Here is a 20917-nt window from a genome sequence, read left to right as displayed (position 1 = left end):
CGCAACTGGCCCGCCGCGCGCCGTACGCCGCATAATATGCGCTGCTTCAAGATGGAATGCCCGAATGAAGAACCGCTCCTCCGACCAGGACGACCGGCGCCCGGCCGGTTCGCTGGCGCAAGCCACCGGCGCCTGTCTCGCCGCCGCGGCGCTGCTCTCGCCGGTCGCCCACGCCCAGGAAGACCCGCTTCTTCCCATCCCCGTCGGCTTCGTCCACCTGACCGACGTCGCCCAGACCGTGCGGCTGGACATCCGCTATCACGGCAGCGCCAACTTCATGGGCCGGCCGGCGGCGGGCTACGACGCCCCCACCTGCATCCTGACCGAACCCGCCGCGCGGCGCCTGCTGGCCGTGCAGCGCGAAGTCCGGCCCCAGGGCCTGACGCTGAAGATCTTCGATTGCTACCGGCCCCAGCGCGCCGTGACCGATTTCGTGGCCTGGACGCGCGACGCAGCCGACCAGAAGACCAAGGCCGAATACTTCCCCGGCGTGGACAAGGCCGCGCTGCTCGAACTGGGCTACATCGCCGAGCGATCCGGCCACAGCCGGGGCAGCACGGTGGATCTGACGCTGGCCGCGCTGGAGCCTGAAACCGCCTCCGCCCTGCCCGTCCGTGGTCCGCTGCTGGCCGGCGGCGAGGTCGACATGGGAACCCCCTTCGACCTTTTTGATGTAAAGTCGCATACAGACAATCCTGATTTACCCGAGGCTGTCCGACACAATCGCCGGTTCCTGAAGGAACTGATGGCCAGGCACGGTTTTCGCAACCTGCCCGAAGAGTGGTGGCACTACACTCTGGACGAAGAGCCGTATCCGGACACCTATTTCAATTTCCCCGTACGCTGATCCGCGCGCCGCGCGCACGGCGCACGCACAACAAGAAGATGCATCCCCTGGACGGACTTACCCCGCCGCGCAAGTACTGGGCCCTGGCAGCCACGATGCTGGCGATGGCGATGACCGTCCTGGAAACCACCATCACCAACGTCGCGCTGCCGTCCATCGCGCGTGACCTGGGCGTCTCGCCTGCCCAGGCCGTCTGGATCGTCAACACCTACCAGCTCGCGATCGTCGTCGCCCTGCTGCCCTTCTCGTCGCTGGGCGAAATCCTGGGCTACCGGCGGGTGTTCGGCGCGGGCCTGACGGCCTTCACCATCGCCTCGGCGGGCTGCGCGATGTCGCAGTCGTTCACGATGCTGATTTCCTTCCGCGTGTTCCAGGGCCTGGGCGCGGCGGCGGTCATGAGCGTCACGCCGGCGCTGCTGCGCTTCATCTATTCGCAGAAGCAGTTCGGCCGGGCCATCGGCTATAACGCGCTGGTCGTCGCGACCTCGTCCGCCGCCGGACCGATGATAGGATCGCTGATCCTGTCGGTCGCCTCCTGGCCATGGCTGTTCGCGGTCAACCTTCCCATCGGCCTGTTCATCCTGTCCATCGGCAGCCGCATGCTGCCCGAGACCGAACTCGCCAAGCGCCCTTTCGATGCCCTCAGCGCCGCCCTCAGCGGGTTGACCTTCGGCCTGATCGTGGTCGGCGTGGACCGGCTGCTGCACGATTTCATGACGGCGCTCGCGCTGCTGGCCTGCGGCGCGGTCAGCGGTCTGGCGCTGGTCCGGCGCGAACTGACCCAGGCGACGCCGCTGCTGCCGCTCGACCTGCTGCGCATCCGCCAGTTCGCGTTCTCGGTCGGCGCCTCGGTCTGCGCGTTCTCGGGCCAGACCATTTCCTACATCTCGCTGCCCTTCTACTTCCAGCAGACCCTGGGCCGCAGCCAGCTGGAAATGGGCATGCTGATGGTGCCCTGGCCGCTGGCGGTGGCCATCGCCGCCCCCGTGGCCGGGCGCTTGTCGGAGTCCATCGCGCCATCGATCCTGTGCTCGATAGGCGCGGGGCTGGTTGCCGGCGGCCTGGTGGTCATCTCGCTGCTGCCGGCCAGCACGCCCAACGGCTGGATCATGGCCTGCATGGTGGTCTGCGGCACAGGCTTCGGCATGTTCCAGACCCCCAATAACCGGGTCATGCTGACCGCGGCGCCGCGCCATCGCAGCGGCGGCGCGGGCGGGCTGCAGGCCACCGCGCGCCAGTTCGGCATGGCCCTGGGCGCGGCGCTGGTGGCGCTGGCCTTCACCGCCGCCTCGGCGCACGGGCCGACCACCGGCCTGGTGCTGGCCGCCGTGTTCCTGGCCGCGGCCTCCGCGGTCAGCGCGGCGCGGCCCGGCACGCAGTTGTCAGGGTAGTTCCAGTTCGGCCAGCAGCGGCGCGTGGTCGGACAGGCGCGTCCAGGGCCGGCCGTACAGCACGCTGGCCTGCCTGACCGAGAAGCCGCGCTGGTAGATGCGGTCCAGCCTCAACCACGGAAAGATGGCGGGGAAGGTGCGGGGCGGACGAGGCGCCATCAGCTCGTTGCCCAGGCCCAGCTTGGGCGGCCCCTGGAACCCCGGCCGCAGCCGCCAGGGCGAAGCTTCCCCGCCCCGCAGCACCCGGCCCAGCATGCGGACCGAATCGCGCAGGCGCGGCAGCTCCACGTTGTTGCCCCGCGGCGCGGTCGCGAACACCTCATGCAGCCCCAGGCGTTCGACCAGGATGTCCGACAGCACGTTGGTCCAGTCGTTGAAGTCGCCCGCGATCAGGATGGGGGCCGAAGGCGGCACGACTTCCTCGATGCGCGACACCAGCGCGCCGACCTGGCGCGAGCGGCTGCCCGCGAACAGTCCAAGATGGACCACGAAGCAATGCACCTCGTGTCCGCCTATGCCCACGCACGCGTGCAACAGGCCGCGCTGCTCCATGCGGTGATCGGAGATGTCCTGATTCTGGTGCGACAAGATGGGGAAGCGCGACAGCAGCGCATTGCCGTGGTCGGTATGCCGGTAGACGGCATTGCGCCCATAGGCGGCCTCCAGCCGCAGCGCCGCGGCCAGCATCTCGTGCTGCTCGTGCAAGGTGCCGGACCTGTCATTGCGGCCCTGGACTTCCTGGAGGAAGGCCAGGTCCGCGCGCAACCCGTGCAGACCAAGGCGCAGTTCCTGCACGGACTCGCGCTTGCCCAGGGCGGACACGCCCTTGTGAATGTTGTAGCTGACGATACGAACGACTGACATCGTGAGCATCAAGATGGGACAAGGGATACATTCTAGTGGATTCGCTGCGCTATCATGAATCGGCAGTTCCCCGCTCCGGAGCGGCCGGCCGCCACGCGTGGCCACCGCGCTCCGGCATCCCCTTTTCGCATCCAGATCCGGGAATCTTCATGAGCACCACCAAGATCGGCGTGATCATCGGCAGTCTCCGCAAGGAATCGTTCAACCGCCAACTGGCGAAGGCGGTGACGAAACTGCTGCCGTCCCACTTCCAGACCGAAGAAATCGCCATCGGCGACCTGCCCCTGTACAACCAGGATCTCGATACCGCCCTGCCGGCGTCCGTCGTCACGTTCAAGCAGCAGGTGGAGTCCGTGGACGGCCTGCTGTTCTTCACGCCGGAATACAACCGGTCGTACTCCGGCGTGCTCAAGAACGCGCTGGACTGGGGCTCGCGCCCCTGGGGCAAGAGTTCGTGGCCGGGCACACCCGCCGGCATCATGGGCGCCTCGCCCGGCCAGGTCGGCACCGCGCTGGCGCAGGAACACCTGCGCATGGTGCTGTCGGCGCTGGACGTGCCCGTGCTGCCTCAGCCGAGCATTTTCGTGCAGTACACGGGCGGGTTGGTGGACGCGGAAGGCAAGATCACCAACGAGGCCAGCGCCAAGTTCATCCAGGGATTCGTGGATCGGTACGTGGCTTGGGTGGAGAAGTTTCCCCCCCCTACGCCCTGAAAGGGAAGCCCACCCCCTACGCCCTTCGGGCGCCCCCTCGAGGGGGCGGCACTGGCGGACCGGCGGAGCCGGATCCGCTGTGCCCTGGCAACCAACGGGCTGGTGGGGGTCAGCGGTGGTTGGGCATGAGGGCGGCGATGGCGACGCCCAGCCAGCCTACGATCATGGCGCCGCCGCCGAAGGGGGCGGTGCCGCCCAGCAGTTTCATGCCGGCCAGCTGGCGCAGGGCCAGGTCGACGGAGAACAGCAGCGTGCCGGCGATGATGAGGGCCGCGGCGCCGATCAGGGCGGTGCGGCCGCGCTGGACGTGGGGCACCATGGCGGCCAGGCCGGTGATGGCGGCGGCGTGCAGCAGCAGGAACAGCGCGGCGGTGGACAGGATGCCGCCTCCCGTCAGGTGCGTGGCCATGGCGGCCAGCATGACGCCGGCGGCGCCCATCGGTGCGGCGCACCCCAGCAGGACTCGAGAAGATAACAACATGCAGCGCTTCCTTGAAAAATGCCCCCACGCTTGCCGCTTCGCGGCGGCGCTGCCCCCCAAGGGGGCGTTTTTCATCTTGGGGCGGCCCGGCGATGAAAAACCGGCCTGGCCGGGATCGCGCCGCCTGCCGGCTACTTCGCGAACACCTGGCCGAGGTCGCCAAATGCCTTGAATTCGAGCGCGTTGCCCGAAGGATCCAAAAAGAACATAGTAGCCTGTTCGCCCACTTCGCCCTTGAAGCGGACGTGCGGCTCGATCACGAACCGCGTGCCGGCCTGGCGCAGCTTCTCGGCCAGGGCCTCCCATTCGTCCATGGGCAGGATGGCGCCGAAGTGGCGCACGGGGACGTCGTCGCCGTCGACCGCGCTGGTATGGCGCGTGCCGGCCTCGCCCGGCGACAGGTGAGCCACGATCTGGTGGCCATGGAAGTTGAAGTCGACCCAGGCGTCGGAGCTGCGGCCCTCGGGACAGCCGAGCAGCTCGCCATAGAAGGCCCGCGCCTGCGCCAGGTCGTCGACGGGGAAAGCGAGGTGGAACAGGGGAATGCCAGCCATGAGGAAACTCCGGTGCAGGCCCGCCATCCGGGCCCGGGCTATGATTGTATTGAACGAAAGTTCCGATGCGAAACGAAAGTTTCCCGGCCTTGCCATCGATTTTTTCTATTAACTCCCCGCTGTTCCCATGGTGATCCGCTACCTCCAGACCTTCATCGCCGCCGCCCGCGGCTCGTCCTTCTCGGCCGCCGGCGCGCGCCTGGGGCTGACCCAGTCGGCCGTCAGCACCCAGATCAAGCGGCTGGAGGAAGACCTGGGCTGCCTGCTGTTCGAGCGGGCAGGCAAGTCGGTGCGCCTGAGCGAGCGCGGGCGCCAACTGCTGCCCGAGGCCGAGCACATCGTGCAGCGCTACCAGGCCATGCGCGGCGCCAGCCGGCAGCCGGCGCCGATGGCGATCACCGTGGGCGCGATCTCGACGGCGCAGACCGGGCTGCTGCCCGGCGCGCTGCGGCGCTTCCGGCTGTCCCAGCCCGCCGTGCACGTCAACGTCGTGCCGGGCATGTCCTCGCAGCTCCTGACGCAGGTGGACGAGCAGGAACTGGACCTGGCCGTGCTGATCAAGCCGAACCTGAACCTGCCCCGCCACCTGAAGTGGACGGCGCTGATGCGCGAGCGCTACGTCGGCATCGCGCCGCGCGGGACGCGGGGCGACTGGCAGGCGGTGGCGGCGGCGCTGCCCTTCATCCGCTACAACCGCAAGTCGCATGGCGGACATCTGGTCGATCAGTTCCTGCGTCGCCTCTCGAGCGGCGTGGACGAATTCATGGAACTGGACGAACCGGCCGTCATCCTGCGCATGGTCCGCGAGGGGCTGGGCTGCGCCGTCATCCCGGGCGCGCTGGTGGACGCGGCCGCCGACCGGCAGGTGCGCATCGTCGAGCTGCCCGGACCGCCCTTCTTCCGCGAGATCGGCGTGGTCGCGCACCCGCGCGACGCCAACGAAACCGTGCTGGCAGCGCTGATCGACGACATGCGCGAACAGGCGGTCGAGCTGGAAGCCCGGGCCTGACGCGGCGCCTTGTTCGCCACGCGGGCGCCGTGCTACGGTTTTCGTACGCCCCCCATGCTTTCCCGCTCCAGGAGACCGTTCATGACACGCACCTCCATCATGCCCTGCCTGGTCTATCGCGACGCCCCCGCCGCCATCGACTGGCTCTGCCAGGCGTTCGGCTTTGTCCAGCACCTGGTGGTACCGGGCGAAGGTGGCACGATCGCGCACGCGCAGCTCACTCTGGGAGACGGCATGATCATGCTGGGCTCGGGAACGAGCGAACTCATGCGCCAGCTCACCGCCTTTCCGGCCGACATCGGCGGCCGGCAGACGCAGACGCCCTACGTCGTGGTCGCCGATCCCGATGCGCACTACGCCACCGCCATCAAGGCCGGCGCCCGCATCGTGCGCCCCATCCAGGAAGAGGACTACGGCGGCAAGGGCTATACGCTCGCCGATCCCGAAGGCTACGTCTGGCACTTCGGCAGCTACGACCCGTGGCAGGACTCGGAACTGAATCCTCCGTAGCCGTTCGGCTTCAGCCCGCCACGCGGCGCGACAGGAACACGGCCAGCGCGGGCGCCACGGCGAAGGCGCCGAACAGCCAGAGCGCGGCGCCCTGGGCGCCGGCCACCCCACCCGGATCGGCCAGCCCGGCCGCGTTCGCCACCATGCCGGCCAGCGCCGAAGCCAGCGACATCGCGTACAGCTGCACCGTCGTGATCGAGGCCGACGCCAGGTTTTCTTCCCCGGCGGGCGCCGCGACGAACAGCCGTGTCAGCAGATGCGGCCAGCCCACGCCTATGCCCAGGCCCACGCCGGCCAGCGCCAGGCAGTACAGCACCAGGCCCGGCACGCTTTCCAGCCAGCCGGCGCGCGGCGTCAGGACCGCCAGCGCCACCAGCGCCGCCAGGCTGATCCACGGACCCGCGCGCACCATCCGGTCGGCCGCGGTGCCGCGCCGGCCGGCGCTGCCCACCGAACCCAGCGTCCAGCCCCCCGCCATGACGGCGGTCAGGTAGCCCGCAGCCAGCGGCGTCATGCCGTGGATGACCTGCAGGAAATACGGCACGAAGATCTCGGTCGTGATGCCGACCACCAGCAGGCTCATCAACGCGTACAGCATGCCCAGCCGGGCCGACAGCGAATACGCGCCCGTCGGCAGCAGCCGCGCGGCGGCGCACCGGTCGATCGCCGCGATGCCCACGGCCAGCAGGCAGCCCACCGCGACGCCGGCCAGGTTCCATAGCGCGCTCGAGGTCAGGCTGCCCAGGGACACGGCCAGCACCGACACGACCAGGAGGCCTATCGTCGCGTAAGGCGGACACATGCCGGCATCGCCCGCGGGCCGCGTCCGGCCCGGCAACTGGACGGACACGATGGCGGCCAGCACGGCGGCCACCGGAATCAGCGACCAGAAGGCCCAGCGCCAATGCCCTTCCCCGGCGAACAGTCCGCCCACCGCGGGGCCGCACAGCGTCGCCACGCCCCACATGCCCGACACCAGCCCCATCGCCCGGGGCCACAGGCGGGCCTCGAACACCTGGCGGATCAGCGCGTAGCTCAGCGCGAGCAGCACGCCGCCGCCGAAGCCCTGCACCGTTCTGGCGGCCAGCAGGCTGGGCATGGAAGGGGCCAGCGCGCACCATGCCGATCCCGCCGCAAAGGCGGCCAGCGCCAGCAGGTAGGCGCCGCGAGGCCCCAGCAGTTCCAGCAGCCGGGCCGACAGCGCCGACCCCACGATGGACGCGACGACGAACAGCGAGGTGTTCCAGGCGTAGTACTCCAGCCCGCCTATGTCGGCGATCATGCTGGGCAGGATGGTAGTTACGACATAGACGTTGATGGCATGCAGCGCGACGCCGCCGGCCAGCGCGATGGACCGCAGCGCATTGCGGCCGTGGAGCAGTTCGCCCCAGGAAGCGTCGGGCAAGGCCGATGCGCTCATGAATTTTCTCCTGCTGCGCCCATACCCCAGCCCAGGGCCTTGTACAAGGCCACCGCGTTCACGTACGAGGCGGTCTCCGCTTCCGTGGCCTCCTGGCTGATCTGGTAGTAGCTGCGCTGGTTCTCCAGCACGGCCAGGTACGGTCCCGCGCCGGCCCGATAGCGCCGCGTGGCGATCTCCAGCCCCGAACGCGCGTGCGCCGCGGACCGCGCCAGCGCCGCCAGGCGTTCCTGCTGGTGGGCCAGCCGCGTCAATGCCCCCTCGACCTCTTCCTGCGCCAGCAGCAGCGTCTGTTCGTAGCGGGCCTGCGCGCCGGTCGACTGCGCGTGCGCGGCGCGCAGCCGCGCGCGGGCGCTGCCCAGCCGGAACGCCGGCCAGTCGACGGTGGGCGCGACTTCGAACGCCCGCGCGGCGCCGCCGAGGTCGCCGCCGCGCAGCGCGAAAAAGCCGATGAACCCGCCCAGGCTCACGCGCGGATAAAGGTCGGCGGTGGCCGCGCCCTCGTTTTCGGTGCTGGCGGCAAGCAGTCTTTCGGCGCGCACCACATCGGGCCGGTTGCGGATCAGCGCGTCGACGTCGCCCAGCGGCAGGCGGCCCACCAGCGGGGCCTGCCCGCCGGCATCGGCCGGCACGGCCGTCTCGCCCGGCCGCCGCCCCAGCAGCACGTCCAGCCGGTAGCGGGTCTCCTGGCTGGCCGCCCACAGCGGCGCGATGGCCGCCTCGCTGCGGGCCAGGTTCGCGCGCGCGTTCTCCAGGTCCTCTCGCAGTCCGCTGCCGGCGCGGACGCTGGCGTCCACCAGCCGCACCGTCTGGCGCCAGCTCTCGGCCTGGGCCCGCGCGACCTCCAGGCGGCGCTGCAAGCCCTGGTACTCGTAGTGATAGCGGGCGACGTCGGCGGCGATGGCCAGCCGCACGCGGTCCAGGTCGGCCCGCGCCGCGTCGGCCTGTGCCTGGGCCGACGCGGCCAGGTGGGCCAGGCGGCCGAACAGGTCGATTTCCCACTGCGCATCGAACCCGGCGCGGAAGTTCTCGAAGGGCTTGCGCTCGGGATCGCCCGTGGCCATGGCCTGCTGCTGGACGCCACGGCGCCAGGCGGCCTGCGCGGTCACGGCGGGATAGCGATCCAGCTCGCGCTCGTCGTACATCGCCCGCGCGCCTTGCAGGCTGGCATAGGCCTGGCGGACATCGTGGTTGCGTTCCAGCGCGGCGGCGATCAGGCGCTCCAGCGCGGGATCGTCGAAGAACGACCACCAGGGCGCCGCGGAAGGTTGGGCGGAGAACCGGGCCTGCTCGGGACTGGCCAGCGCGATCGTAGCCACCGGCGGCGCCTCGTAGCGGGGCCCGACGGCGCATCCGGCGATCAGTGCCGCCATGGCCAGCATGGCGGGCATGACAGGTTGCTTGTACATGCGATGCTCCTCAATGCGCCTGCGGCGCGGCGGCGCCGGCCTCGGCCAGTTCACGCCGGCGCGCTTCGCCGGTGGCGTGGTCGCGGGCCAGCAGCGAATAGACGGTGGGCAGCACGAACAGGGTGAACAGCGTGCCCACCACCATGCCGCAGACGATGACGATGCCCAGGCCGAAGCGGCTTTGCGCGCCCGCGCCGGAGGCGCCCAGCAGCGGCAGCAGCCCGAACACCATGGCGGCCGTGGTCATCAGGATGGGCCGCAGGCGGATCTGCGCGGCGCGCAGCACGGCCTCGATAGGCGTCAGGCCTTCGGCGGCGCGCAGTTCGTTGGCGAACTCCACCATCAGGATGCCGTGCTTGCTGATCAGGCCGATCAGCGTCACCAGCCCGATCTGCGTATAGATGTTGAGCGTGGCCCCGCCCAGCGCCAGCGGCATCAGCGCGCCGCAGATGGACAGCGGCACGGTGATCAGGATGACCAGCGGATCGATCAGGCTTTCGTACTGGGCCGCCAGCACCAGGTAGATGACGATCAGCGCCGCGGCGAAGGCCAGCGCCAGCGCATTGCCCTCCTGCTTGTACTGGCGGGCGTCCGATTGCCAATCGTGGCTGAAGTCCGCGGGCAGGCTCGCCGCCACCGATTCCAGGAAGGCCACCGCATCGCCCAGCGTCACGCCGGGCGCGGGAATGGCCTGGAAGGTAGCCGAATTCTGCTGGTCGAACTGGGTCAGCTTGTTGGGCTCGACCTGCATCGACACCGCGACCACCGATGACAGCGGCACGAGGTCGCCCTCGGCGGTGCGCACGTACTGGAGTGCGAGCGCCTCGGGCGTAAGCCGCCGCTCGCGCGTGCTTTGCGGGATCACGTCGTACGAACGGCCGTCCAGGCCGAAGCGGTTGATGTAGTTCTCTCCCACCAGCACCGCCATCGATTCGCCGATGTCGCGCATGCCTATGCCCAGGCTGTTGGCCTTGGCACGGTCCACTTTCACCTGCACGACGGGATTGTTGTAGTCGAGGTCGCTGTCCACCACCACGAACAGACCGCTCTGCCGGGCACGCTGCTTGACGTCCTCCATGACATCGAACAGGGTGCGGTAGTCCAGCGAGCTGCGCAGCACCATCTGCACCGGCAGTCCGCCTGTGGAGCCCGGCAGCGCAGGCAGCTGGAACGCGAAGATGCTGCTGCCCTCGACGTCGTTCACGGCCGCCTGCAGCGCCGACTGGACCTCGGCTCCCGAACGGTCGCGCTCGCCCCAGGCCGACAGGTCGATGCCGCCTATGCTGGACGCCAGTCCGTCGCTGCCGTTGATGATCCAGCGGCCCGTGGTCTCGGGCAGACTCTTGTAGACGTCGTCCAGCTTGCGCGAGAAGTGTTCGACGTAGTCGAGGTTGGCGTACTGCGGCGACTTGACCGCGGTCAGCACGCTGGCCTGGTCCTCCACCGGCGCCAGTTCGCGCTGCGGCATCGAATACAGCACCGGCAGGCTCACGCAGACCGCCAGCGCCAGCGTGCCCGTCACCCAGCGGTGCCGCAGCGAACGTTGCAACACCGCTGCGTAGCCGCGCGTCAGGCCGCCGAAGAAACGCTCGGCCAGCCGGGCCATGCGCCCTTCGTTCTGCTGCGCGGGCAGCAGAAAGGAGCTCATCACCGGAGACAGCGTCAGCGCGATCACGCCGGACACCACCACCGAGCCCGCCAGCGTGAACGCGAACTCCTTGAACAGGGCGCCGGTCAGCCCGCCCATCAGGCCGATGGGGGCATACACGGCCGCCAGGGTCAGCGTCATGGCGATGACCGGGCCCGCCACCTCGCGCGCGCCGATCAGCGCGGCCGCGGCGGGCGAGCGCCCTTCCTCGATGTGGCGATGGACGTTCTCGACCACCACGATGGCATCGTCCACCACGAGCCCGATGGCCAGCACCATGGCGAGCAGCGTCAGCAGGTTCACGCTGAAGCCGAACGCCAGCATCAGCGCCGCCGCGCCCAGCATGGACAGCGGAATGGTGGCGATCGGCACCAGCACCGTGCGCAGCGACCCCAGGCACAGAAAGATCACCGCCACCACGATGACCAGCGCCTCGATCAGCGTGTGCACCACCTCGTCGATGGACGCCTTGATGAAGCGCGAGGTCTCGAACGCCAGCCGCGCGTGCACGCCCGGCGGCAGGGTCTTGTCGATCTCGGCCAGTTGCTTGCGTATGCCGTCCACGATCACCAGCGGATTGCCGGACGGCGTGGACGCCAGGCCCACGAAGATCGCCGGCGTGCCGTCCATGGTGGCGCTGCTCTCGGTCGAGGCCGCGCCCAGTTCCACGGTGCCGACGTCGCGCAGCCTCACCAGTCCGTTGGCGTCGCTGTGGACCACCATGTCGCGGAATTCCTCGACACTGATGAGATCGGTATCGACACGCACGTTGGCGATCACGTACATGCCCTTCACCTTGCCCGGCGCCGCCTGGTAGTTGTTGCGCCGCACGGCCTCGGCCACGTCGGCCGCGGTCAGGCCCCGCCCTGCCAGCCTGTCGGGGTCCAGCCACAGCCGCATCGCCAGCCGCTGCCCGCCATAGACCGAGACCTTGGCGACGCCCTCGATGCCGGAGAACTTCGGCTCCACCACCCGGCGCACGTAGTCGCTCAGCGCCGGCATCGACAGCGTGTCGCTGGCGAAGCCGACATAGGCGACGTCGGTGGACTCGCCGGCCGACCGCTCGATCACCGGGTCGTAGGCCTGCTCGGGCAGGCGGTAGCGCACCTGGTTGACCTTGGCCATGACCTCGGCCAGGGCCTGCGTAGAATCGCGATTCAACTCCATGCGCACCGTCACGATGCTGCGTCCCTGCACCGAAGACGAGGACAGGTAGTCGATGCCTTCCACCGAGGACACCGCCTGGGCGATGGGCTGCGTGACGAAGCCCTGCATCAGCTCGGCGGAGGCGCCGGGATATTCGGTCGTGATGGTGACGGTGGAACTCTCGAGCAGCGGATACTGGCGGATCGGCAGCCGGCTCAGGGACAACAGGCCCAGCAGCAGGATCAGCGCGCTGACCACCAGGGCCAGGACCGGGCGGCGGACGAAGACGTCGGTGAATGTCATGGCGGCACCCGGTTCAGATGCCGGAGACGCGCGTGGCGGACGCGGAGTCGCGCAGCGTATCGCCCGCGCTCAGTTCCACCGGCATGCCGTCGTTCAGCTTGAGCTGGCCCGAGGTGACCACGCGGTCGTTCTCGCGCAGGCCTTCTTCGATTTCCACCAGGCCTTCGTGGCGCGTACCGACCTTGACCGCCACCCGCTTGGCCACCAGCCCCTTGCCCGGCGCATCCTGCACGACGAACACCGTATCGCCGTAGGCGGTATAGGTGACCGCCGTCTCGGGCACCGCCAGCACCGAGGCCGGGCCATCCTGGCGCTCGACCCTGACGCTGGCGTACATGCCCGCTTTCAGCGCGCCTTCCGCATTGGCCAGGCTGGCCTGGACCCGCACGGTGCGCGAACGCGAGATCATCGGATCGATGGCGTTGATCGTGGCGCGAAAGCGCTTGCCCGGATAGGCGTCCACCCGCACGTCCACGGGCTGGCCGGTCCGCAGCCGCGGAACGGCCTGTTCGTCCAGCGAGAAATTGGCCCGCAGCGACGCGGCATCGACTAGCGTCGCGATGGGATCTGCGGCATTCAGATACTGCCCGGCATGGACACGGCGCAGACCCAGCACGCCGTCGAACGGCGCGCGGACCGTCTTCTGCGCGATCAGGGCCTGGACCCGCTGCAATTCCCCCTGCGCCATGTCCCGCGCGGCGCGGGCGTTGTCGAGCTGTTCGCGCGTGGCGGCATCCTCGTCCAGCAGGCGGACCACGCGGGCGAGCTGGAGTTCGGCGTTGCGCAGTTGCGCCTCCAGGCGACGCGCCTCGGCCTGTTCCGGGGCATCGTTCAACTGCACCAGCACCTGTCCGGCCTTGACTCGCTGGCCCGACTCGAAGGCGATGCGCGTGATGCGCCCGCCCACTTCGGTGGCCAGGAGGACCTGGCGGACGGCCTCCAGTTCGCCGACGCCCACGTAGACCTGGGGCAGCCGGGCGCGCTGCACGCCGGCCACCGCCACCTTGGGCGCGGGATAGGAGGCGGCGGGCGGAGCGTCGTCGCCGCCCGATGCGGCGACGCGCACGCCGGCCAGGACGACGGCGGCCAGTATCGCCGTGCCCACCAGGATTTTCTTGCGCATGATGCGAACCTTGAAGGAGGGAGGGAGCCCGTCCGGGCGCGGCCGCGGGACCGGGGAAACGCAAACGGCAACCCGGATTCCTCGACAACGGGACCGGCAAGGCCTATTATCAAAGCAGTTTCTTGCATATTAGAGAGCACCTTTTATTTATGCAAGAAAAACCTTGGAAAATTGAATGGTATTCCCTACCGCCGATCGCATCCTGTTCTTCATCAAGACCCATGGGCCGGTCTCCACCGCCACCCTCGCCCGCAAGCTGGACCTGACCTCCGAGGCCGCGCGCCAGCAGGTGCAGAAGCTGGTGGCGGCGGGTCTGGTGGAAGGCCGACAGCAGCCCGCGGCGGGCGCCGGCCGGCCACGCCAGGACTGGGTCCTGACCGAGGCGGGCAACCGTCGTTTTCCCGACACGCACGCCCAGTTGACGACGCAGTTGATCGATTCGATCCGGCAGTTGTTCGGCGAGGAAGGCCTGGACCGCCTGATCGCCAAGCGCGAGGCCGAAGCCCGCGTCGCCTATGCGGCGGCCTGCGATGGCGAAAGCCTGGAGGAACGCCTGCGCCAACTGGCGCAGGTCCGTTCCAACGAGGGCTACATGGCGCGGGTGGAGCGCGACGGCGCCGATTGGCTGCTGGTGGAGGACCACTGTCCGATCTGCGCGGCGGCGCAGGCATGCCAGGGCTTTTGCCGCTCGGAACTGCAGTTGTTCCAGGAGATCGCAGGCCAGGACGCCCAGGTGGCGCGCGAGCAGCACCTGCTGGCGGGGGGTGGCCGCTGCGTGTACCGCATCCACAAGGTGTAGGGGCGCTTACAAGAAAAAAAGAAAAAAGCCCCCACGCTTGCCGCTGCGCGGCGGCGCTGCCCGCCAAGGGGGCGTTTTTCATCTTGGGGCGGCCCGACGATGAAAAAAGCCCCGCCTCTTTCGAAGCGGGGCCCGGATGGCCGCGTGGCGAAGCCGGTCGCTTACTGCGCCGTCTTGACCTCGGCGGCGCGCAGGCGCACGTGCAGTTCGCGCAGCTGCTTCTCGTCCACTTCCGACGGCGCGCCCGTCAGCAGGCACTGGGCGCGCTGGGTCTTGGGGAAGGCGATCACGTCGCGGATGGACTCGGCGCCGGCCATCATCGTGACGATGCGGTCCAGGCCGAAGGCGATGCCGCCGTGCGGGGGCGCGCCGTACTGCAGCGCGTCCAGCAGGAAGCCGAACTTGACCTGGGCTTCCTCGGCATCGATCTTCAGCGCGCGGAACACCTTGCTCTGCACTTCCTCGCGGTGGATACGGACCGAGCCGCCGCCGATTTCCCAGCCGTTCAGCACCATGTCGTAGGCCTTGGCCAGGCAGGCGCCGGGATCGGTCTCCAGCAGGTCCTCGTGGCCGTCCTTGGGCGAGGTGAAGGGATGGTGGGCGGCGGTGTAGCGCTGCTCTTCCTCGTCGTACTCGAACATCGGGAAGTCGACCACCCACAGCGGCTTCCAGTCGCCCTCGAGCAGGCCCTGCTTGCGGCCGAACTCGCTGTGGCCGATCTTCACGCGCAGCGCGCCGATCGAGTCGTTGACCACGCGGGCCTTGTCGGCCCCGAAGAACAGGATGTCGCCGTCCTGCGCGCCACTGCGCTTGAGCAGCTCGGTCAGCGCGGCATCGTGGATGTTCTTGACGATGGGCGATTGCAGCCCGTCGCGGCCCTTGGCCAGTTCGTTGACCTTGATCCATGCCAGGCCGCGCGCGCCATAAATGGCGACGAATTGCGTGTAGGCATCGATCTCGCTGCGGCTCAGCTCGGCGCCGCCCGGCACGCGCAGCGCCACCACCCGGCCGCCTTCGCTGTTGGCAGCGCCGGCGAACACCTTGAAGTCGACGTCCTTCATGACGTCGGTCAGGTCGGTGAACTCGAGCTTGACGCGCAGGTCCGGCTTGTCGGAACCGAAGCGGCCCATGGCCTCGCTCCACGGCATGACCGGGAACGGGTTGGCCAGCTCGACGCCCTTCACCTCCTTGAACACGTGACGGATCATGTTCTCGAAGATGTCGCGGATTTCCTGTTCGTTCAGGAACGAGGTCTCGCAGTCGATCTGGGTGAACTCGGGCTGGCGGTCGGCGCGCAGGTCCTCGTCGCGGAAGCACTTGACGATCTGGTAGTAGCGGTCGAAGCCCGACACCATCAGCAGTTGCTTGAACAGCTGGGGCGATTGCGGCAGCGCGAAGAAATGGCCGGGGTTGACGCGCGAGGGCACCAGGTAGTCGCGCGCGCCTTCGGGCGTGCTCTTGGTGAGCATGGGCGTTTCGATGTCGATGAAACCCAGGCCGTCCAGGTATTTGCGCGACTCGATCGCCACGCGATAGCGCAGCATCAGGTTCTGCTGCATTTGCGGGCGGCGCAGGTCCAGCACGCGGTGCGTCAGGCGGGTGGTTTCCGACAGGTTCTCGTCGTCGAGCTGGAACGGCGGCGTCACCGACGCGTTCAGGATCTCGATGTCGTGCGCCAGCACTTCGATTTCGCCCGATTTCAGCGCGGGGTTGGTCGTGCCCTCGGGGCGCTTGCGGACCAGGCCGGTCACGCGCACGCAGAATTCGTTGCGCAGGCGCTCGGCGATCTGGAAGGTGTCGGCGCGATCAGGATCGCAGACGACCTGGGCCAGGCCTTCGCGGTCGCGCAGGTCGATGAAGATGACGCCGCCATGGTCGCGGCGACGATGCACCCAGCCAAACAGGGTCACGGTTTGTCCCAGGTGCTCGGTCGAGACCTGGCCGGTATAGCAGGTACGCATGAAATCTCCGTCTAAATTGGTGTGTATCGATGCAGGGCCGGGCCGCGCACGCGCGCGCCGGACGTCCTTGGGGACGTCAATTGCCCCGCGCCGGAGAACCCGGCGCCACCACCCCCATCGATACGATGTACTTCAAGGCCGCATCCACAGACATGCCGAGCTCGACGATATCGGCGCGCGGCACCATCAAAAAGAAGCCCGACGTCGGATTCGGCGTCGTCGGTACGTAAACGCTCACGCAGTCGGCGGGCAGGTGTTCGGCCACCTCGCCGCCCGGGGTCCCGGTCAGGAAGGCCAGCGTCCAGGATCCTTCGCGCGGATACTGCACCAGCACCGCCTTGCGGAAGGCCTGGCCGTTGGGCGCCAGCACCGTGTCGCTGACCTGCTTGACCGAGTTGTAGATGGAACGCACCAGCGGGATGCGGCCCAGCAGGCCTTCCCAGACCTCGAGCAGCTTGCGCCCGAGCAGGTTGGCCGCGCCCATTCCCGTCAGCAGCACCACCAGGATCACCACCGCCAGGCCGAAGCCGGGTATGTGGGTGCCGAACAGCGACTCGGACGTGAGCACCGACGGCACGACGGCCTCGAGCGTCGACACGACCAGGCCCAGGACCCACAAGGTGATGACCAGTGGGACCCAGATCAGCAATCCAGTGACGAAGTAGCGTTTGAACACGAAGGTTCCAGTAGGAGCGGACGGCGCCGCGTCCGGGTCAGGTCGAGGCTGGCGGCGTGCTCGGCGCGGGCGTGGCCGGCGCCGACGAAGCCGCGGAATCCGAGCCGGACGAAGCACTTGCCGTGGACGAGCTGTTTTCCGTGGACGAGCTGCCTTCCGTGGACGACGTCGACGAGGCGGCCGAACCGCCGGACTTGCCGCCACCGTTGTTGCGGAAATCGGTTACGTACCAGCCCGATCCCTTGAGCTGAAAGCCAGCCGCGGTCAATTGCTTGGAGAAAGTGGACTGCCCGCACTGGGGGCAGTCGGTCAACGGGGCATCGGACAGCTTCTGCAAGACATCCTGCTGGTGTCCGCAGGCACTGCACTTGTAGGCGTAGATAGGCATCGCCAAGACTCCTCAGGCATACCGGTTCATCCCCGCGTCCGCGGGGAACACTCAAAGAGCGGCCAAAGCTATCTGGACCGGCGGGCCGGACTTCGGGAAATTGATCAAAGCCTTGAATTTTAGCGACTTTTTGGGTATTTAGCGCGACGAGGCGGAAAAACGGCGCCGGCGGGAAATTCACCGCCCCTAGACCGGCAGCAGGAAGAAGACCGCCGCGATCGCCGTAGGCAGCGCGGCGCCCAGCAGCAGGGCGAGCGGCGTGATGGTCCCGCCCGGGAAGGAACCCTTCAGGACCGCAAAACCGGCCGGATTGGGTGCATTGGCGATGACGGTCAACCCGCCGCCCGTGACGGCGCCCGCCACCAGCATGGTGCGCCAGGCTTCCGAGGTGCCGTCCACCAGCGAACCCAGATAGGTCAGCGCCGCGTTGTCGGTGACGGCGGTCAGCGCGGTCGCGCCCCAGTACAGCACCAGCGGCGACATGTCGGCCAGCAGGTCCTGCAGCCACCATTTCTGCAGGCCGCCCAGCACCACCAGACCGGCCAGGAAGAACCCCACCATCAGGCCTTCCTTGATCATCAGCGGGCGCTGGTACTTCCGGTAGGCCTCGGTATAGCCGATGAACAGCAGGAACAGCCCGACGAACACCGCCGGATGGTGCGCGAACAGCACGACAGCCGCCAGAAAGGCCAGGTGCACGGCCGTCACGGTCAAGGGCACCCGGCGCTCCTGCCCGGCTTCGCCCGAGGCGGCGGGCGTCTGGGCCCGGACCAGGCGGTGGAAGCAAAGCGTCACGATCAGCGCGTTCAGGACCACCGCGCATGCCGCGCGCCAGCCGAAATGGGCCAGCATGTAGGCGCTGTCCCAGCCGAAGGTGGACGCCACCATCAGCACAGGAGGCGCCGCGTACGAGGTCAGGACCCCGCCGATCGAGACGTTGACGAACAGCACGCCCAGGGTGAAATACTTGAAACGCGTGTCCTCGATGCGGTGAAAGCTGGTGTCGCGCAGCATGACCGCCGCCAGCGTCATGGCCGCCGGCTCGGTGATGAACGAACCCAGCAGCGGCACCACCGACAGAGTCAGGAAGTAGACCGCGACCGACCGGCTGCCCGGCACCAGCGCGGCAACGGCGCCCACCAGTTGCGTCACCAGGTTCAGGATGGGCCGGCTGGCGGCGATGACCATGATGGCGAACACGAACAGCGGCTCGGTGAAATTGCGCGTGTCCATGTACTCGACGGCCGCCCCGGCGCCCGACAGGCCGGCCATGGCCACCAGCAGCACGAAGGCCCAGAACCCGAATACCGCCTCGACCTCGGACAGCAAGTGCCAAAGCCCCGCGTGCCGCCCACCCTTGTGCGCCAGCGCGGCAAAGGCGGGCACCGAAAAGGTATGGATGATCGCGATCGCGAACAGGACGGTGGCGATCAGCTCGATCGCGCTGACGGAGGCGAGAGTCATTACTGGTGGGCGTCTTAGACTGGCAAGGTGCCTGTGGAGTGTAGCCCACCCCCTACGCCCTTCGGGCGCCCCTCACGTCCTCAAGGTGCGGATGGTCTCGTCCAGGACTTGCGCCTGGTTCTGCAGCGACTCGGCCGATGCGACCGATTGCTGCACCGCCGCCGCCGATTCCTCGGAATACTGGGCGATCTGCTCGACCCGGCTGGCGATCTGCTCGGACGCCGATTTCTGTTCCATGGCGGCGTTCGAGATGTCGGCGATGACTTCGGCCGTGCGACCGGCGGCCTCGCGGATGCGGACCAGCACGTCGCCGGCCTGGCGCGCGCCTTCGGCCGAGCGCTGCATGTCGGCGTTGACCTGGCGCATGGCATCGGCGGCCACCGAGGTTTGCTTCTGCACCGCGGCGATGACCTGGGCGATCTGCGCCGTCGAGGACTTCGTCCGCTCGGCCAGGCCCCGGACCTCGTCCGCGACCACCGAGAAGCCGCGCCCTTCCTCGCCGGCGCGGGCCGCCTCGATGGCGGCGTTCAGCGCCAGCAGATTGGTCTGCTCGGCAATCTCCTGGATGGTCTTGACCACCGCCGAGATCTGCCGCGACGAGGCTTCCAGCTCCTGCACCACCTCGGCCGAACTGGCGACCTGGCCGGCCATCTTCTCGATTTCGGACACCGTCTGGGTCACGACCACCGCGCCTTCCTCGGCCGCCGTGCTGGACGTGCGGGAGAAACTGTTGGCTTCGCGGGTGTTGTCGGCGATCTGCGAAATGGACACGGTCAGTTGCTCGACCGCGGCGGCGACGCCGCTGGCCGCCTCGGACTGCACCTCGGTGCCCTTGCCGATCTGGTGCAGGGCCTGCAGCGTCTGGGTCGTGGCCGTGGCGACCTGCGAACCGGTGGAATTCATCTGCTGGGCGAGATGGGCGATGCGGGCGCGGGTGGCGTTGATGCGATCGGCCATGATGTGGATCTCGTTGCGCGAACCGCGCGGCCCAGCCGGCACGTCGCGCGTCAGGTCGCCGTCGCCCAGCCTCGCGATCCCTTCGACCACGTCCCGCACCGGCCGCAGCGCGGTGGACATCTGGTAGTAGATCAGGAGGCCGGTCAGGAGGCCTCCGGCCACCAGCAGGCCGACGATCAGCGCGAGCTGCCTGTACTGCACCGCCATGAACGCGGCCTTCGGCCCCGTCGCCACCAGCGTCCAGCCCCAGTTGGGCACGGTCTGGTACGAGACCAGCATATCGGAGTCGTCGGTGGAAAGGTGGGCCTCCAGGGAGCCCAGTCCATGGTCGACCAGGTCGCGGAAGAAGGGCCGGTCGGCTTCCGGGGTTTCCTCCACGGTCTTGCCCTTGTAGAGGGGATGGACCAGGAACTCCGAGGTGCCGTTCACGGACGGCGTCATCGCGAACATGGTGCCGTGGCCGGCCACCTCCGTCCTCTCGATGAAATCGAGCGCGCTGGCGACGTCGTCCGACATGTCGACCTGGAGGGCAATGCCGCCGAAGATCTTGCCGTTGTCGTCCTTGAGCGGCCGCACGTGCAGCGCATACCACCGCTTGTTGCGATAGACGACGTTGGTCGCCGCCTGCTGCGAGTCCATGGTGGTCGCGACGAAATCGTCGGCGGGCACCGGCTGGCCGGTCAGCGGCGAGCCATCGGGGCCACGCAGCAGGGTCGCGGCGCGGATCCACCGGTTGTTGTGGCGCACCACGAGTTCGGGCTCGGCGCCGGTGTAGCTGCGCATGCGCTGCAGGATGGCGGAATTGCCGTTGAGGACGTTTTCGCCCGCCCGCACCGTCATCACTTCGCCGGCGACCCCGGTTTCCGTAAGCGTGCCGTCCGGCGACGGGAGCTCGCCGAGCATGCGCTGGAACACCAGCAGTTGGCGTTCGACCCGCCCCCGCGAGGACTCGAAGGAGGACACGAGGCTGGAATTGACAGAACCGAGCGCGTCCATCATTTCGCGCTCGACCGCCTCCTTGCCCGCCTTCAAGCCCTGCCAGGCCACGACGACGGCGGTCACCAGCGAGACGACGGCGCTGACGGAAAGCGCCAGCACCAGTACCTGTTTGGCCAGCGAACGCCGACCCAAGCCGAGAGACACAGCCATTCTTTACCCCAAACCGTTGTTGCCGGCTCGTGCCGGTCGTTTCGTGCGCACACGTGCCCTTCGCGTGGCGGGCGTTTCCGTGTTTACGGCAGCGGGGGGCGGGAG

General features: G+C 68.5%; 18 protein-coding genes. 6 read left to right on the top strand and 12 right to left on the bottom strand.

The genetic code is table 11. The features are described 5' to 3' along the window. Positions 1-64: 64 nt before the first annotated feature. Together EV675_RS09340 and EV675_RS09335 are read left to right on the top strand one after the other, a co-directional pair. A complete protein-coding gene (locus tag EV675_RS09340; RefSeq protein WP_130356986.1) occupies positions 65-847 on the top strand; it encodes a M15 family metallopeptidase in 783 nt (260 codons plus the stop codon). A gap of 38 nt (positions 848-885) precedes the next feature. Then, entirely contained in the window at positions 886-2238 is a 1353-nt protein-coding gene (locus EV675_RS09335) for an MFS transporter (RefSeq protein ID WP_130356985.1), read from the top strand. Here the strand turns inward: EV675_RS09335 and EV675_RS09330 are convergent. Further along, the gene (locus tag EV675_RS09330; protein WP_130356984.1) at positions 2230-3102 is read right to left on the bottom strand and encodes an endonuclease/exonuclease/phosphatase family protein; all 873 of its coding nucleotides are present in this window, start codon (positions 3100-3102) and stop codon (positions 2230-2232) included. The two genes, EV675_RS09335 and EV675_RS09330, sit on opposite strands and share 9 nt — an antisense overlap. Positions 3103-3251: 149 nt before the next feature. On the opposite strand from EV675_RS09330, the gene EV675_RS09325 reads away from it, so the two are divergent. Continuing rightward, positions 3252-3815, top strand: a complete 564-nt coding sequence (locus tag EV675_RS09325) for an NADPH-dependent FMN reductase (RefSeq protein WP_130356983.1) — start codon at positions 3252-3254, stop codon at positions 3813-3815. 109 nt (positions 3816-3924) lie between these two features. Here the strand turns inward: EV675_RS09325 and EV675_RS09320 are convergent, their stop codons facing one another. Next, a complete protein-coding gene (locus EV675_RS09320; protein WP_165404514.1) occupies positions 3925-4296 on the bottom strand; it encodes a DUF423 domain-containing protein in 372 nt (123 codons plus the stop codon). Positions 4297-4427: 131 nt separating this feature from the next. Further along, positions 4428-4850 carry a VOC family protein gene (locus EV675_RS09315; protein ID WP_130356981.1) on the bottom strand — a complete coding sequence of 141 codons (423 nt, stop codon included), beginning with the start codon at positions 4848-4850 and terminating at the stop codon, positions 4428-4430. A gap of 127 nt (positions 4851-4977) precedes the next feature. Here EV675_RS09315 and EV675_RS09310 point away from each other — a divergent pair, with 127 nt between their 5' ends. Then, complete coding sequence (locus tag EV675_RS09310; protein WP_341273598.1) at positions 4978-5859, top strand: LysR family transcriptional regulator; 882 nt, start codon at positions 4978-4980, stop codon at positions 5857-5859. Positions 5860-5940: 81 nt separating this feature from the next. Then, entirely contained in the window at positions 5941-6369 is a 429-nt protein-coding gene (locus EV675_RS09305; RefSeq protein ID WP_130356980.1) for a VOC family protein, read from the top strand. A 10-nt stretch (positions 6370-6379) separates the two neighbouring features. Here EV675_RS09305 and EV675_RS09300 read toward each other — a convergent pair whose 3' ends face one another. The 4 genes from EV675_RS09300 to EV675_RS09285 are packed head-to-tail and all read right to left on the bottom strand — an operon-like array spanning position 6380 to position 13418. Further along, entirely contained in the window at positions 6380-7789 is a 1410-nt protein-coding gene (locus EV675_RS09300; RefSeq protein WP_130356979.1) for an MFS transporter, read from the bottom strand. Then, entirely contained in the window at positions 7786-9198 is a 1413-nt protein-coding gene (locus EV675_RS09295) for an efflux transporter outer membrane subunit (RefSeq protein WP_130356978.1), read from the bottom strand. The genes EV675_RS09300 and EV675_RS09295 overlap by 4 nt, the downstream gene beginning before the upstream one ends. 10 nt (positions 9199-9208) lie before the next feature. Continuing rightward, on the bottom strand, positions 9209-12295 hold the full coding sequence (locus tag EV675_RS09290; RefSeq protein WP_130356977.1) for a MexW/MexI family multidrug efflux RND transporter permease subunit: 3087 nt from the start codon (positions 12293-12295) through the stop codon (positions 9209-9211). 13 nt (positions 12296-12308) lie between these two features. After that, positions 12309-13418, bottom strand: a complete 1110-nt coding sequence (locus EV675_RS09285) for an efflux RND transporter periplasmic adaptor subunit (protein ID WP_130356976.1) — start codon at positions 13416-13418, stop codon at positions 12309-12311. A 175-nt stretch (positions 13419-13593) separates the two neighbouring features. On the opposite strand from EV675_RS09285, the gene EV675_RS09280 reads away from it, so the two are divergent. After that, positions 13594-14217, top strand: a complete 624-nt coding sequence (locus tag EV675_RS09280; protein ID WP_130356975.1) for a helix-turn-helix transcriptional regulator — start codon at positions 13594-13596, stop codon at positions 14215-14217. Positions 14218-14378: 161 nt separating this feature from the next. Here the strand turns inward: EV675_RS09280 and aspS are convergent, their stop codons facing one another. The 5 genes from aspS to EV675_RS09255 form a co-directional block, all read right to left on the bottom strand. Then, a complete protein-coding gene (gene aspS, locus EV675_RS09275) occupies positions 14379-16178 on the bottom strand; it encodes an aspartate--tRNA ligase (RefSeq protein ID WP_130356974.1) in 1800 nt (599 codons plus the stop codon). Between the two features lie 76 nt (positions 16179-16254). Then, positions 16255-16854 carry a DUF502 domain-containing protein gene (locus EV675_RS09270; protein WP_124687835.1) on the bottom strand — a complete coding sequence of 200 codons (600 nt, stop codon included), beginning with the start codon at positions 16852-16854 and terminating at the stop codon, positions 16255-16257. A gap of 37 nt (positions 16855-16891) precedes the next feature. Next, the gene (locus EV675_RS09265; protein ID WP_130356973.1) at positions 16892-17242 is read right to left on the bottom strand and encodes an FmdB family zinc ribbon protein; all 351 of its coding nucleotides are present in this window, start codon (positions 17240-17242) and stop codon (positions 16892-16894) included. A 186-nt stretch (positions 17243-17428) separates the two neighbouring features. Then, a complete protein-coding gene (locus EV675_RS09260) occupies positions 17429-18706 on the bottom strand; it encodes a putative Na+/H+ antiporter (protein ID WP_130356972.1) in 1278 nt (425 codons plus the stop codon). Between the two features lie 72 nt (positions 18707-18778). After that, entirely contained in the window at positions 18779-20812 is a 2034-nt protein-coding gene (locus EV675_RS09255) for a methyl-accepting chemotaxis protein (protein WP_130356971.1), read from the bottom strand. Positions 20813-20917: the final 105 nt, after the last annotated feature.

This window comes from Pigmentiphaga kullae, from assembly GCF_004216695.1.
Taxonomy (GTDB): domain Bacteria; phylum Pseudomonadota; class Gammaproteobacteria; order Burkholderiales; family Burkholderiaceae_B; genus Pigmentiphaga; species Pigmentiphaga kullae.
Note: the sequence above shows the minus strand (reverse complement) of the source record. Positions and strands in the feature narration are given on the sequence as shown.